This window comes from Pseudomonas sp. SJZ080 (genome assembly GCF_007828295.1).
In the GTDB taxonomy this organism is placed as follows: domain Bacteria; phylum Pseudomonadota; class Gammaproteobacteria; order Pseudomonadales; family Pseudomonadaceae; genus Aquipseudomonas; species Aquipseudomonas migulae_A.
In genome coordinates this window covers 1-15280 of the sequence record NZ_VIUK01000050.1, presented here as the reverse complement: position 1 = coordinate 15280, position 15280 = coordinate 1, and the positions used below count along the sequence as shown (strand labels likewise).

General features: G+C 52.5%; 10 protein-coding genes. 3 read left to right on the top strand and 7 right to left on the bottom strand.

The window, feature by feature from the left end:
• The first annotated feature begins 68 nt into the window (after positions 1–68).
• From FBY04_RS31780 to FBY04_RS31770, 3 genes are all read left to right on the top strand, one after another.
• Positions 69–2084 (top strand): ATP-dependent endonuclease, encoded by a 2016-nt coding sequence (locus tag FBY04_RS31780; RefSeq protein ID WP_256667219.1) that lies wholly within the window; start codon positions 69–71, stop codon positions 2082–2084.
• Between the two features lies 1 nt (position 2085).
• Complete coding sequence (locus tag FBY04_RS31775) at positions 2086–3870, top strand: UvrD-helicase domain-containing protein (RefSeq protein ID WP_145319591.1); 1785 nt, start codon at positions 2086–2088, stop codon at positions 3868–3870.
• Between the two features lie 479 nt (positions 3871–4349).
• Complete coding sequence (locus FBY04_RS31770) at positions 4350–4682, top strand: hypothetical protein (protein ID WP_145319588.1); 333 nt, start codon at positions 4350–4352, stop codon at positions 4680–4682.
• Between the two features lie 285 nt (positions 4683–4967).
• Here FBY04_RS31770 and FBY04_RS31765 read toward each other — a convergent pair whose 3' ends face one another.
• The 7 genes from FBY04_RS31765 to FBY04_RS31735 all read right to left on the bottom strand — a co-directional run bounded on the left by FBY04_RS31765 (position 4968) and on the right by FBY04_RS31735 (position 14730).
• Complete coding sequence (locus FBY04_RS31765; RefSeq protein ID WP_145319585.1) at positions 4968–5315, bottom strand: transposase; 348 nt, start codon at positions 5313–5315, stop codon at positions 4968–4970.
• A gap of 11 nt (positions 5316–5326) precedes the next feature.
• Positions 5327–5716 carry a hypothetical protein gene (locus tag FBY04_RS31760; RefSeq protein WP_218571668.1) on the bottom strand — a complete coding sequence of 130 codons (390 nt, stop codon included), beginning with the start codon at positions 5714–5716 and terminating at the stop codon, positions 5327–5329.
• 536 nt (positions 5717–6252) lie between these two features.
• The gene (locus FBY04_RS31755; RefSeq protein ID WP_145319582.1) at positions 6253–6588 is read right to left on the bottom strand and encodes a hypothetical protein; all 336 of its coding nucleotides are present in this window, start codon (positions 6586–6588) and stop codon (positions 6253–6255) included.
• 13 nt (positions 6589–6601) lie between these two features.
• Positions 6602–11314 carry an RHS repeat-associated core domain-containing protein gene (locus tag FBY04_RS31750; RefSeq protein WP_145319579.1) on the bottom strand — a complete coding sequence of 1571 codons (4713 nt, stop codon included), beginning with the start codon at positions 11312–11314 and terminating at the stop codon, positions 6602–6604.
• The gene (locus tag FBY04_RS31745) at positions 11314–12051 is read right to left on the bottom strand and encodes a DUF4123 domain-containing protein (protein ID WP_145319576.1); all 738 of its coding nucleotides are present in this window, start codon (positions 12049–12051) and stop codon (positions 11314–11316) included. The genes FBY04_RS31750 and FBY04_RS31745 overlap by 1 nt, the downstream gene beginning before the upstream one ends.
• A complete protein-coding gene (tssI, locus tag FBY04_RS31740) occupies positions 12041–14083 on the bottom strand; it encodes a type VI secretion system tip protein TssI/VgrG (RefSeq protein ID WP_145319573.1) in 2043 nt (680 codons plus the stop codon). The genes FBY04_RS31745 and tssI overlap by 11 nt, the downstream gene beginning before the upstream one ends.
• 131 nt (positions 14084–14214) lie before the next feature.
• A complete protein-coding gene (locus FBY04_RS31735) occupies positions 14215–14730 on the bottom strand; it encodes an Hcp family type VI secretion system effector (protein ID WP_054051032.1) in 516 nt (171 codons plus the stop codon).
• Between the last annotated feature and the right edge of the window lie 550 nt (positions 14731–15280).

Here is a 15280-nt window from a genome sequence, read left to right as displayed (position 1 = left end):
TTGAATTCTTCGGGATAACGCTGGTTGCTCATGGCACCTCCTAATGGGCCTCATTTTAAGGCTTGGAGGTGTCTACGAAACTAGGGGCGATTCATATCTACAGGGCGGCACACGAGCTCTCTGAGGGCGACTTCTTCAGAAAGAAGACCTCATGGAAAGGACATTGGATAGTCATCAGCCTCGAGTTTGATGACATTAGCACCGACGAATCCCTTCAATCGTTGTTTGTCCATCACGGTGCAATTGTCTCCGGAAACGCGATTAAAAAGGCCACGTACAACCTGATTTTCCGTCCGAACTCGTACATCAGAACTAAACTGTCAGCACTCTCAGCGGGTGACAAAGCCGGACTCGCTACTTTGCAGGAATCAATGACCATTGACGACTATGAAGTTTGGTTTACAGGACGAAGCGACGTCGATTTCACTGACCCAGCGCGTTATCGGGAGATCGTCGGTGACTTCGACGCCGTCTGGTTTCCCGCTCTCGACTCGAAGCTGATCGGTAGCAAGATTCCTCACCAGCTTTCGGTTGCCAAGGAGGTTTCGTTCACTTTCGTCAAAGCGTTAAGGGATGTGGTGTCCGACTTCAACGGTAACCGTCAAAACCCGCTTCTTAACTTGCTGACACGCAAAAGCCAAGAAATTGACAAAACCAAATATGAGACCATAACCAATACCGTAAAAACATTAAACTTAGATATTGAGGCACTCCAAGATGTTCAAGATGTCAGGGGTGATATTAGGGCGACAATAAGCGAAACCGCCGGTGACGCATACGCTCCGGCGAGTCTCCATATCAGATCGGATTTACCAAGCGAAGCAGAGAAACTACTTCAATCATTGAAACTTTTTGTCGGCGAAACAGATGAGAATTACGCTGGAGACATTTCAGAGCTGAGCTTGGGCGGCGCCAACCTCATCTATCTGACTCTGAAACTTCTGGAGTTCAAGTATCAAAAACAACGTGAAACCGCCGCCAACTTTCTATTGGTAGAAGAGCCAGAAGCCCATATTCATACACACATTCAGAAAACCTTGTTTGACAATATAAACTACAGCAACACCCAGATCATTTATTCGACTCACTCGACCCAAATAGCAGAAGTCAGTAACATCGAAAGCGTGAATATCCTTGCCCGTAAGGGTTTCCGTTGCGAATCCTACCAACCTTCAGTTTCACTCACACATCCAGAAATTGTCCATCTTCAACGCTACCTTGATGCGACACGTAGCAGCCTCTTATTCGCACGCGGAGTTATATTGATTGAGGGCGATGCCGAGGAGTTTATGATTCCGGCTTTAGTGAAGAAGGTGATCGGCGTGAGCCTCGACGAGCTGGGCATAAGCTTGATTAATATCCGTAGTACAGGCTTTGAAAACATTGCCTGCGTATTCCACCCCTCTCGGATCCGTCGCAGGTGCAGTATCGTTACTGATCTGGACATGGCTATCACTGGGACTGACATACTTGAGACTGACAGTAGCTCCGTTAGGGCATATAAGTTGAAAGTAGCGGGATCAGCAGAATCAGGCCGTACGAGAAGGACACGTCTGGAAAATTTCGGCCGAGACAACCCCTACCTGAATACGTACTACGCACAACATACCTTTGAAGTCGATTTCCTGATGGCTAACAACACCCATGAGGTTAAAAGCGTTGTCGACCGTGTTTATACTGACCTGCCTACGCGTAACACCGCGAAAATCGAACTAGAGGATGCTGAGATTGGGGTGGCTGGAAAAAGAATCCTGACGATGGCCAATCACCTCGGCAAAGGTTGGTTCGCCATATTGCTAGCGGATAGTATTACCCGGGCGACGAATATTCCTGAGTACATTCTCGAGTCTGTCTTAGGCGCATGTGAAGAACTGCCGCACAAGACAAAAATCAAGATATTGAAGTATCGAATCGTTACCCTGACCACAGAAAATTACTATGAGGAATTTTATAACTACGCCCTTCAAGCTAAGGAGTTATTAGTCCAGTATGAGGCAGGCAGCCTGTCGTTTTCCACTTTGACGGACTCACTTGGCGATCTGCTAAGTGAGGACTCAGTCTTAGCAACTTTCTTGGGCATTTAAAATGATGGACCTTTCAAGTGCGGGCCTTGACGACAAACAGCTTGCGGCCATCAACCATCCGGGCAGCGTGTTTTTAACGGCATGCCCGGGAAGCGGAAAAACAAAAACGCTTACCTATAAAGTTGCCACAGAGCTCTGGAAAATTGATGACCACCGCAAATTCGTCGTAGCCATCACCTATACTCATCGGGCTGCAGATGAAATCCTTGAACGCGTGGAGCGTCTGGGCCTAGTAACTGCACAACTCTGGATAGGTACAATACACTCGTTTTGCCTGGAATGGATTATCCGGCCTTACGCGATCTATGAGCCACGCTTGGAGAGCGGATTCACAATCATCAATCAGCCGGATGCAGAGGCATTACTGGAGGAGCTTTGCAAGTCTACAAACTATCCAAAAATAAAAACGTATGACTGTGGCTATCACTTTATTGACGGAAAAATAGCGCTTTTATGCTCTGATATCAAAAAGCACGCAAACGTGCGCGATGTTTTAAGACGCTACTTTGCAATTTTGAAGCAAGAAAGGAAAATTGATTTTGAGCTGATTCTGTTTTTTGCGCACAAATTAATTTCAAGTTTTCCTCTGATCGCCAAGAATCTTAGCAACTTGTTTAGTATCGTATTGCTCGATGAGTATCAAGACACTAAAGAAATACAATATCTCATTTTGTTCTGTATATTTTCTTCCCGCCCTGACCAGACACGAGCATTTATTGTGGGCGATCAAGATCAAGCCATTTTTAATAGCCTCGGTGGATATGCCATCGCGTTCGATGATTTTAAACAAAAATCGCTCCTTTCAATTGAGAGCCTCTCGCTTTCCTACAATTACCGCTCATCGACAAAAATCGTTAAGTATTTTACCAACTATAGATTGCACCCCGGGCCGATAACCGCCTGTTCCGAGCATAAGGAGTATCACAGTGTGGTTTGCTATGACCGCACGATCTCTGCGAACCATCTGGAGGACGAGGTTGAGCGGTTGATTCGCCATAGCCTGTACGAGCAAAGGATTCGCCCGGAGGAAATTTGCATTATCGGTCCGCAGTGGCAGTCATTGGCAGCCATGACCCGGCGGTTAATGAGCAGGCTTCCTGAATGTAGTTTCGATGGTCCAGGCATGATTCCATTTGGAAGGGAACTTGACAATTTTTGGTATAAAGTAAGCCGTATATGTTTATCAGATCCTGCACCGGACATGTATCTGAGAAGGGTTCGGTGGGCTACAGAGGTGGTAGATGCGCTCGCTGACGAGGGAATCAAGTGCGGTCACACTCCGAAAAGCCTGTTGAAGGAGCTTAACGCTATTCAACTCACCGAACAGAACGGGATGCAATATCTCGAACAGTACTTCCAGAAATTTCTTGAGCTGATTCGAATACCTTTACTTGATACTTATCCAGGTCTACACAATCATTATCTATCGTTTTTTGAGACTGCCCATAAAAAGATAGCGCGCGCCAAAAGTGACGGTTTAGAGTTGATCGAGGGTATTGATAACTTCAAACGAGCTTTTCGGCCTAGGTCGGGAATTACAATTTCAACAATTCATGGCATCAAAGGCGCTGAGTTTGACAATGTGATCGCTTTTTCCCTGCTTGAGGGCTTGGTTCCGCATTGGGCAGATCCCAAGCCGCTCGACAGCGCCAAAAAGCTACTTTATGTAATTTGCTCTAGGGCTCGGAAGAACCTTTTTTTGATATCTGAGACAGCGCGAGGGAAGGCGGGCACTAGCGAACTGGTAAAGACTAATTACTTATATGACACCGTGCCAAAAGGTTGAGCTGATCGATTGCTGATCCACTCTAGGATATCCATGCAAGTTGCTCAAGAAGCGGATAAATGGCGGTTAGTGCTAAATCCCACTCACCATACCTGGCAAGGCAACAATGTTGAGGATCAACGATCGGTAGCTAGGCAATTCATGGACTTTGTATTTAAGGAGCTTATTCCCGCTTGAAGCTAAGCTTGTCCATAATTTGCCAATTTGGCTTTTCCAGCACGCCGTTCTAATAACTTTTCTGAATGGCCGATTTAAGAATGGACCTTTGTGAACGTCCGCTTTTGGCCGATATCAGCCCTCTGCGAACGTCTGCATATCATCGGCCAGCCGTATGGCGCACAAGCGAACCAAATTGGCCGGTCCTATCGCCATCGATTCAGGGCTGACTCAGGTTTTTGTCCCAGAAATTCACAGCTGTAGAGATCGGTCATGCTGCTAGAATCAGGACGTTTGGAGATAACACCCTTCTGAGAAATTGCATGAACGAAGAACTGACTGAAGAAGAGATGCGCCGAGCGCTGTTCGGTGTTGCAGAGCACCTTGCGCAGGCTACTGCCTTACCTGTGCAAGACACCCTCTCGGGTATAGCGATCATACCGCCGACAAAGGCAGTGGAGAAAAAGAAGGTCGTCAAAGCGTTCACGCCCAGGTTGAGGGTAACGCTACGAGTGGGTAATGAATTTGAGGGCAAGACGCACGAAATGTTCCATGAGGCGGATACGCTGAGTACCCTTCTAGCAGAGCAAGAAGCTACCAAGGCGGCCAAGAAGAAATTCAGGTTTGTGGAAGTGGTTTCGGTAAAGCCGATGTAGGGGGACTTCACAAGACTCGTGGGCGAGGCATTGAATCGCCTCTGATTTCACCACTAACCTGCGCGCCCAAGCTGACGCTTGTGGATGGCAACTCCGGAAGTAGCTGCAGAGGAGTGCCATTGCACTTCAACTCAACTAGGTAAACCCAAAGGCTAGTGCCTACTCGCCAGCGATACGTGAGCGGTTGACTTCAGTGAGTCCGTAGTTTTGTTCGAACGAGTGATTCACTTTCGATTCAAACTATCACGTTTGCCCAACACATCGCCAATATAAAATCGAGATATTTTATACCGCCTCTTCTTCTGCTAAGAATAAACTCTGCAAATCACCAGAGAGTGATTTTTTATCGTCGCCATACGTGAGCGAGAATTCATCACTTTCATTATTCATTATGCTGACTCCGTCGATAACCCCTAGAATATTTGAGGTCGTATCCACCATTGTCTGCCTAATCACCTCAAAGAAAACTTCTCGTTGTTCGGCAGGCAATGAGTTGAATAGGGTTAATGCCCGCTTCCAGTACTCGTTGGTCACATCTTTGATAGAGGTGCTAGAAAATAAATCTTTATAAATAGAAAGATTCTCTTCTACAACTGTCGTTTTGAGTCCAATTACAAAGTCTTTCGTGTTCATTTGATAGCTACTCACTTGGAAAACGCGCAAGGGTAGGCGTATTTGTTAATTTTTATCAGGGTTTGTAGTTGTTTATTCGAAACATCTTTATAAACTCGTCGAAGTTCAAGAATATCACGTGCAAGAACCTGTCGTGGGTTTGCCAGTCCTGCAGTGCTCCGAGAGACAATACCATTTGGACCTTTGATTATATGGCCTACCTTAGGAACGAAAATTGACGGTGCTGTAGCTGGATCATATCCAGAAATCATCTCTTTCATTAGCGCTTTCTGCCCGACGTGATGAGCATCCAGTCCCGGTGCGGTGCCCTTAATTTCGTTATAAGTGTTGACGCCAATGCCGAATTTACCCACATGCTGACGTAGGACTGACCCACCTCCAAATTTAAACAAACTCAGCAAAGGCAATGGTTCGCTAGGAACAGACCGGGTCAGTGACAACTCGGCAACTGGGTCAATTTGCCGTCGGCGCCAACACTATAGGGACCATTCCGTTGGGAAGTCCTGGGGGGCTTCCAACACCTACCTCCCATGAAATGGTATATGGAGTCGCATCAGGCGAGAACGAAAAGAACTCGCTTATACAGCTAGCTTCGTTCCCATACGGAAATGACGATACTTCTGGAGAGGCCTCATCGGAATATTTTACCAAGGCCAAGTATGAATCTGGAAAAACTACGCCAAGTAACTTATTTTGTACTTGCGTAATCGTATCGCCGTCCTCTGAGGAGTCTTGTTCAGCCCCGAAAGAACTCCAGTCGAATTTCATGTCAGACTCCCGCGCAGTTAATAACTCTGCCCCCCTTTTCTTGGCGACGGTGGGAGCGTGCAAGCTTATGGGAGCCTATCGTTTCGGCGGAGCAATTTCCGAATCTTGTCTAGATACACTCCCATTCATCAAGCAAAAAGGTAGCGGGGTTATTTTCGCGTGCTATTTTTCATAGTTTTATGAAGCTGTCGTGCTCATTATAATGCTTAATGGCTTTTAGTATTTCCTCATTTGTAGCAGATGTTTTTTGCTTCAGTGCATTGAATGTAACATCCTCCAAGAGTTCGTCGGTAAACCAAAACTCAAGATTGTTTTGAGTGATGTACTTTGGAAAAATTTCTTCGTCGTCATCGGTGATCTCCGAGTATTCAGCAATCACGCAGTCGGTTTCAAGCGTCGCTTGGTCCGATGATCCTTTCCCATAAACACAATAGGTTAGCTCTTTTTTCTGAGCCTTTAAGGAGTCGATCAGGTCATTTATCTTGATAGATTGATCGTGCTTCATATCAGTGCTCCAATTATTCCGTTTTGATTTTCCCTTCGCGCCCCTCTCGGCCCCCACCCCATATATCTCGTCCGCCTTTGCCAGTTGGGTGATATACAGAGTGTTCGCCGCCATGGTCCGCCCGATGAACAAGCTGCAGCACGCCAGGCTTCTCGTTGTGGTGCCAAGTGTAGCCTGTCGGGCTAGAGCCCATGTTCCGTTTGGGATCATCTACCCAAGTTTTTAGATCTGGGTTTCGACTATACATATTTTTTCTAAATGCTGGATCGCCATTGAGCTTGTTTATTAAGTCCTTGTTAGCTCTGTTGAATTGTACTTTGTCGCTCTTTAGGTACAGATTTTCAGGGACTTTGTATTCGTGGAATGAGTTGAATTGATGAGCTTTTCGTCCTGCATCAGGAGTGTCGGGTTGGCCTTCATCGACCGCCGGTTTTGTTGTCGCGTTATCGGCGTCGAAGTCTGGCTTACATCCATCCGCACCAGGACAAGTATCCAGCCCCAACGGATCCACCCACCCCGTAGGGTTAGGCACGTACTGGTAGTTGTTCAACCCACCCGCAAGCTTGATCGGATCCGGTGTCAGAAACCGTCCAGTCCCCGGATTGTAGTAGCGATGGCGGTTGTAGTGTAAGCCCGTCTCGGCATCGAAATACTGCCCCTGGAAACGCAACGGGTTGTCGATTTCAGTAACGTCGAGTGCGGCGAGGTTGCCGTAGGCGCGGTATTTCGCCGACCACATGATCTCGCCGCTGTAGTCGGTGAGTTCTTGCGGGGTGCCCAGGTGGTCGAGTTGGTAGTAGAACGGCGTTGCTTTCAGCGGGCCTTCGCCGTCGAGCATTGCCAGCGGGCGGAAGCTGCCCGGTTCGTAGATGTAGGTGCGATAGCGGTTGTCGGCGCTTTCAGCGATTAGGCGTTCGCCTTGCCAAAGGAATTCGGTGGTGCTGCCGTCGACGGTTTTTTGGATACGGCGGCCGAAGGCGTCGTACTTGTAGCTTGCGGTGCTGCCGCCCGGCAGGCTGACGCCGATCAAGCGGTGCTGGCAGTCGTAGCGGTATTCCGTGACGAGTTTTTGTCCGGTGCCACGGCGTTCGCGGGTCAGGTTGCCGTAGGCGTCGTAGTCGTAGTGGCGGTCGCCCTGCATCAGCAGGCGATTGCCTTTGACGTTGGCCAGGTTCGCGGTTGTCTGATCGCCTTGTCCCAGCAAGTTGCCGGCGGGGTCGTGGGCGAAGCTTTCCGGGGTGCTGCCACGGACGTTGATCAGGCGGTCGAGCGGGTCGTAGTGGTAGCTGCGGCTGCCTTTGCGGCTGTCGTCGATGTCGGCGAGGTTGCCATTGGCATCGTAGGCGTAGCGACGCTGGAACAGGTTGCGATCCTGCTGACTAACGCTGTGGGCTTGCAGGCGGCCTTGTTCGTCGTACTGGTATTGGCTGAGCAGCAGGCCTTGTTGGCGCTGTTGTTCACGGCCGGCGTTAAATTGATGAGTGGTCAGGCGCGAACCGTTAAGGTCGATGCTGCTCAACTGCCCGCCGCGCTGGTGGCGATAATCAAGCTTGCTACCGTCCGGGAGACGGCAGTGTTTCAACTGGCCGACGGTGTCGTACTCGTACCGCGTAGTGCCCCAACCTTGGTGCTCGGTGATCAGGCGGTCTTGCAGGTCGTATTCGTACGCCAGTGGCCAGTTACCGTCGTCGACATTCACGAGACGGCCAAGCGCGTCGTAGCTGTAGTGAATCTCTTCGCCGTCAGCCAGGGTTTTCACCAGCAAACGGCCAGCGGCGTCACGCTGGTATTCAGTGGCTAGCTCGCTGCCGTCATCGCCGAATTCGGTTTTCTTCACCAACTGGCCATTGAGGTCGTATTCATAGGCCGTGCGACGCCCGTCGAATCCGGTTTCCTGCTGGATCAGTCCGTTGGCGTAATAATCGAGGTGGTAGTGCTCGCCGCGTTCGTTTTCGATTTCGGTGAGTAACAGGCGCGAATTGTCGTAGCGGTAGCGTAATTGGCTGCCGTCCGGATTGATTCGGCGGCTGACTAGGTGCAGGCCATCGGCGTATTCGTAGCGTGTGACACGACCGAGTTCATCGCGTTCGGCGGTGACGCGACCATAAGGATTGTAGGTGAACGCTCGGGTGGCGGCGCCGGGGAGGGTGATCTGCGTCAGACGATCAACGGCGTCCCATTGATAGTGGGTGATGGCGCCGCTTTCTTCCTGGCGCGTGATCTGCCGGCCAAGTGCGTCATAGCGGTACTTACGCTGGCCGCCGTCGGGCAAGCGTTCTTCCAGCAATTGGCCGAGGTTGTTCCAACCCAACTGATGACGGCTGCCATCGGGGTAACGAATTTCCAGCAGGCGACCTTGGCGGTCGTAGCTGTAATGGGTTTCATTGCCGTGGGGATCGATCTGCAGGGTGATATCGCCCTGATTGTTGCGTTGGTACTTCCAGATCGACTCGTCACGACGGACTTCGCTGACAAAACCGTTGCTGTATTCGTACTCCGTCGGCGCGTCTTTCGGTGGGATTACCGCGGCTAAACGGCCGGCGGCGTCGTATTGATATTCACTGACCGCGCCGAGGGGATTCTTTTCGGCGATCAATCGGCCTTTTTCGTCATAGACTTTGAGGTGTTCGGCCCCGTCCGGATCGACCTTGGCCACCAAACGCGCCTGATCGTCATGGGTGTAAATCTCTTCGCTACCATCGGCGTTCGTGACCGTAACGGTGCCTTTATCATCCCAAACGTAGTGCGCATCCATTTGCGAGAAGCTGGCCCAGTGATGGATACAGCGTGCCGACTTACCTTCCTTTTCCCATTCCCAGTAGAAGCTGGCGCCACCGGCCAGGCGGCGCTCCAGGATTACGTTCTGGTCGTTATAGGTGTAGCGCTCGGCTTCACCGGCCGCATTTTTCGCTTCGATCAGGCGGTACTGGACATCGTAGCTGTAGGTGATCAGGTTCTGGATTGTGCTCCAGGCGTTTTCCAGGTTGTCAGCGGGGACGAACTGCTGGTAATCGATGGCGACGATATGTTTGCGGTCGTAACGAATAAGAAGAGCGCGCCCGGCACCGTTGTCGACTCGTTTGATACGCCCGTGAATGTCGCGGGTGATGTGCAGGCGATTGCCGTAGTTGTCGCTGATAGCGATCAGCGTCGCGCCTTTGCTGTTGTAGCGAAAGTGGTAGAACTGGGCACGTTCGCCGGCCTGGGTGAGGATCAGTTCTGAGGGATCATCACCAAGGAAAATCGCTGCTTCCGACAGGCTGTTGGTGATCGCCGGACGCTGCACACTCGGTAACGGGAACGTGGTGATACGATTTTCGTGGTCGGTCCAGACTACCTCATCGTCCTTGATGTCCACCCGCTGGGCAAGTGCATGGCTCCAGCCGTAGCCGAGACCGCAATCAATTTCCGCGGCGCTGGTGCGGTAAAGGCGAGTCCACTCGAAGGGTAGCAGTCCGTGGAGCTGACCATCGGTCAGCGTCAGTAGCTCTTCACCGGTAACCATGGAAACCGGGCAATTGTTTGTGCAGGTTTTCTTGGCGCAGGTAGCGCTTTTTTCATCGGGATTTGTCGATTGCTTGGAATGGTCATCGGCGTGTTCGTGCTCGCGAATTTTGGCGTGATCCTGCCTGCCCCAACCAATTTTCACTTTGCCTTTTTCAAAGGCTCCAACGGCTGCACGGGCGGCGACCTTCTTGTATTTATCAATAGATTCAATGAAGGCTTTAAGAATCCTGAAGACGGCTTTTACAAAACCGACTACAGTTTCAAGAATTTTTGCACCGTAGTTCGCAAGGCGAACGCCCAAATAGGCAATGCCTGAACCTGCGGCCGCATACGTCAACACCAAGGCCAATACGATGTCGATAAGGATGGTTACCAGTACGCTAGCTGCTTGCTCGGAGAATTTGCCTACGGCCACGCTAGGTGGCAATTGAATAAGCCAGAGAGCCGTAGTTTTTAGCAGCAAAAATAGAGCAGCCTGATCACTTGCCAGCAACATGAGCCTTTCCATGGCTGCTGGCGTTTCTTTTGCAAGTTTGATCAGGTCAGTGGCACTTTGGCCTAGCTCATGCGCAAATGCTTGAGGATCCTTCAGGATCTCGAATATGCGCTTAATACCGTCAAATGCACCCTTGATTGCATCCCAGGTTCCAGCGGCAGCACCATTGAGTTGCGCCAGGTAGGCTGTCGACAGTGTCTCGGTGGGCCATAGAGGCCTGTAGTTTTTCCATTCACCATCCAGCCAGGTTTGCAACTGCTGCGTCAGGTTGTCGTAGGAGCCAAATAAGTCGTTAACCTGTTCCTTAGTGACTTGGCTCTGAACGCGGACGTAGTATTTTTCCCCTGCTATTCCCTTGTAGACACCTTTGCCTTGCTCATCAAGCGTGACGGGCTTTGAAGCCCCGCCGGCCGTCGGTGTGACATCGACGGTAATGTTGCCTACCGGGATATCGTTAACCGAGACGAATTTGCTCTCGATCAGCAGCCGGCCGTCTTTTGGGCAAATGGCAACCGTAGAGAAGTCGTTATCGTTGATACTGACAGTCGCGTTCTCGGTCCCGAGTTTGACGGTCCTGTTCATTCCAAATATGGCTGGTCTGTCGAAGAACTGCGGGCCTTTATCCACCCACTGGGCGAAATTGCTTTCGGTCAGTTCACGATAAAGTTTCAGACTGTCCTTGAAAGTAGCCAGTTGGTCATCAATAAAGGCAACGCGATCCATCAGCCTTGCTCCAGAATCAGGTGGTTTAACAGTGCTTCATTAAGATTTTTCGGAGCATCGGCCTTGCGCACGAAACGTGCGATTTTCAGCTTCAGGTTGCTCTCGGGGTAAGCGGCGTAGATGTCTGGACGTTCCTCTCCCAGCCATTGCATCAGGTTGCCGATCAGGGTCGACGGGTTCTGCTTGGCGAGCCCATCCAACAACCCCTCCGGCACCTCCCACCAAGGCCAGTCCTTCGCCGGTGGCACGACCCTCGGCCCAACTTCCAGACTTTTGCCATTAATCAAATACCGATCAAACACCGGCAACACTTCCCCGGCCGCTTCACCCAACCCTTCAAGAATCGGATAAATGTGCCGCCCATCCCAAAACCGGAAGAACACCTCCGTCCCATCCGGCATCTTCACTTGCGTCAAACTGCGCAGATGTTCAAACACCACGTCAGGCGTGCTGCGGGACACTGCCAGCCAACCCCAGTCCTGGGCGTCGGTTTCGGCGATCCACGGCAGGAAGTTCGAGTTGGGTTTTATTTCGGTGAGGTAGGGCATCACCGGTTGCCAGGCTGCGTAGGGTGTGCCGCCCCATATCGGGGTGACTTGGGTGGTGGGTTCTACTTGATAAAGGGTCTTCAGCGCTTCGGCATCACTAGCGGCGCTGACAATCAAGTAGAGACGTTCGCCTGTCTGCAAAGGACGCTCAGCCAACCACGCCTGCGGGGTCAAAAGATCAGATCGCACAAGCACCTGCCTTGCATTTTTCACACTCTTCACAGAACGGTGCATTACGTTTCAACGTATTGATCTGCGCCGGGGTCAGGACCTGGCCGGCTGTGTCGGCGTCGGCCTGTTTCAGCACGCCGGGCATCAACGGTGCTGCGCCAGTGACGTTGCCGGGGCTACCCCCGGAGTTCATGTTGATCACCGGCCCGCTCAGCGTCACGCCGCTGCCGTCGATCTTGATGAAGCTGCCGCCGCCCTTGAGGGTCAGTTCGCTGCCAGCTTCGAGCACGACTTTCATGCCGCTGCTCAGGTGGATTTCCTGGCCGGCTTCGATGAATTGGCCGGTGCCGACCTTGATGTGCTGGTTCATGCCCACGGTGAGGTGGTCGTTGGCGCGGGTTTCGACTTTGCGGTCGGCGTAGACGGTGTGGTGTTCTTCGGCTTTGAATTCGCTGTAGCTGTTTTGCTCGACGGTGTCGTGGCGTTCGTTGCCGACGCGAATTTTCTGGTCGTGTTCGACGTTTTCGTCCCAGTCGCGCTGGGCGTGCAGGAAGATTTGTTCCTGGCCTTTTTTGTCTTCGATGCGCAGTTCGTTGTAGCCGCCGCCACCCTTGGAGCTCAGGGTCTTGAAGGTGCTGCGGGTCTTGTTCGCCGGCAGCTCGTAGGGGACGACGTTTTCCTTGTGGTACAGGCAGCCGCTGATCAGCGGTTGGTCGGGGTCGCCTTCAAGGAACGTGACCAGCACTTCCATGCCGATGCGCGGGATGGCGATGCCGCCGTAGTGGGCGCCGGCCCAGGCGGAGGAGACGCGCAGCCAGCAACTGGTCTTGTCGTCGGCCTGGCCTTCGCGGTCCCAGTGGAATTGCACTTTGACGCGGCCGTACTGGTCGCAGTGGATTTCTTCACCCTTGGGGCCGGTGACCACGGCGCTTTGGCTGCCGAGGATTCGCGGTTTGGGGTGGTTCAGCGGCGGGCGGTTCGGCACGTCCCAGGGCGTGGCCTGGAAGCGGTTGCGATAGCCTTGATGGAAGTCATCCTTCAACGCGGTGGTGTTGCTGGTCACCGATTCTTCCAACACTTGCGGCTGTTTGCCTTCGTGGAGGATTTCGGTGAGCAGCCACAGGTCGTTCCATTTGGCTTTCGGGTGTTGGGTCAGGGCCAGGAAGTGGCCGCTGACCAAGATCGGCTGGTCGCTGCGGCCTTCGGCCAACTGGAAGTCGCTGCGATGACGTTCGAGGGCGCGTTTGGCCAGATGCTTGCCGCGTTCGCGGTCGATGAAACGACCGGGGTAGTCGTAGTCTTCGAGGTCGGGCAGGGCGTCGCCACGGTTTTCGCTTTCGAGGGTGATGCGCGGTTTTTCGAAGTCGTAGTCGCGGCGGGTGGTGCGGCTGGTGCGGGTTTCCAGGCGCAGGTCGAAGCGCTTGATCACCGGGTCGTTGGCGACCATGCCGGAGTCTTGCTGGTAGGCCACTGGCGCGAGTTTCGGGAACACGGTCTGGTCATCGCCGAACACCAGTTTGTGGGCCGTGGCGCTGTGCTGGAAGTGGTAGTGGATACCTTCTTCCTCGCACAGGCGCTGGATGAACTGCAGGTCCGACTCATCGTACTGAACGCAGTAGATGCGTTCGGGATAAATCGCCCCGACCTTGAATTCGTAGGCGTTGCCCTGGATGCCATGCTCTTCGAGGACCATGCCGACGATTTTCGGCACGCTGAGGTTCTGGAAAATGCGCTGGTTGATGCGGTGTGCCAGGTAGGACAGTTGCGGGCGCAGGGTCACCGCGTAGCGGGTCAGGCGTTTGCCGGAATCACCCTGGGCGGCGCGATAGATCTGGCCATGAATGCCGCTGCCGTCAGGCGAGAGCTGCAAAAAGGCCGGTTTGTGCAGCAGCGTTTCGAGGTCCAGGGACGGCTGTTCACTGACCAGCTCCACCTCAAACACAAAAGGCTGGCTGATGGCTTCCCGACCTTGCAGGGCAAGAACCTGGAAATCGTTGTCCAGACCTTCAATAGTCAGGGCAAAGTGAGTCTGATTGGCCGGCGCGAACATCCCTTGTTCCTCGTGCAGTGCTGCGGCGTACGCGGCACCCGGGCAGGGCGCTGGCGGACGCTAGAATTCTTGAAGTGCGCAAACAACATCGACCAGCAGAGCTGGCCGATGCGTGAAGCGTTCAGCCGCGATTAAGCGACTGGCTGACGCCAGTCATCGGAACCCGAAGTACCGGATACTTCGTGGGTCCAGGTGATTTTGCGGTAGGTGAACTGTACTTCTTCCAAGTGCGTGAAGTGGGAGTTCGACGGATCCTGGCAGTTGTGCATTTTGTTGTTGATGGCGACGATGATCGCGTCTTCCAGTTTGGTGGTGTAGTAGTGCTCTTGGGTCCCTTGGGCCGAAGTGCGATACCACTGGATAACGATTTCGCTCATGCGCTCGCCGGAGGTCAGGGCCGCTTGCAGCAGTGGCGAAGCCTTGTCGTAGACCTTGGTGATTACAACTGGCTTGTGAACGCGCTGACCGGTAGGTTGGCCGGATTGCGGGTCACGCGGGATGATGACGTCGTGGCTGAAAGCCTGAACCATGACCTGGTCTTCGTGACCTTCCTGGTAGGTGTTGCCAACCGAGTCGGCGGTGAACGCGCCGGCAGTGATCAGACCTTGTTTTTCGCCAGTGACGGACATGTACGCTGGTGTAGCCATGGATGTGCTCCTTGCTAAAAGTTAGGGTGCCCGGGAGGCGATATCGCCCGGTGGGTGCCTGACTGTTATCAAGGTCCGTGCCAGAAAAGTTGAGGGCCAAGTAAACCGGGGGGGATGACCGAGGTTTTTCAAGCGCTTGGGTGCGCTTGGAGGGAAATCACCTCCTAAAGTGCGCAAGAAGTTGCGCAGTACTGCGCAACTTCTTGCGCACTCGGCTGGAGGCCACGGCGGGCTTGGCACTTAGCGATATTGGAGGCTGTTTTGAAAAATTAGTGCGCAACTTCTTGCGCATAATGGCATTGCGACACCAAGTGTGCCTCCCGAAAAGTGCCAGTAGTTGTAAGTAGCTGGTCGTTGATATTCGTTTCTGGCTGGAAATTTAACCACACTCTAAAAAAAGGGGCTGACCGTTCGCTTTTGGCCGATTGCTGCCTGTCGCAGAAAGGCAGTATCCGAGTAAGCGTCTGCCGAAGTCACCTTGCGTGACTCAGGCCGGCACCCACTGATGCGGTAGCAGTTGATCAATCTCACTGGCACGCTGTGTTGGCAG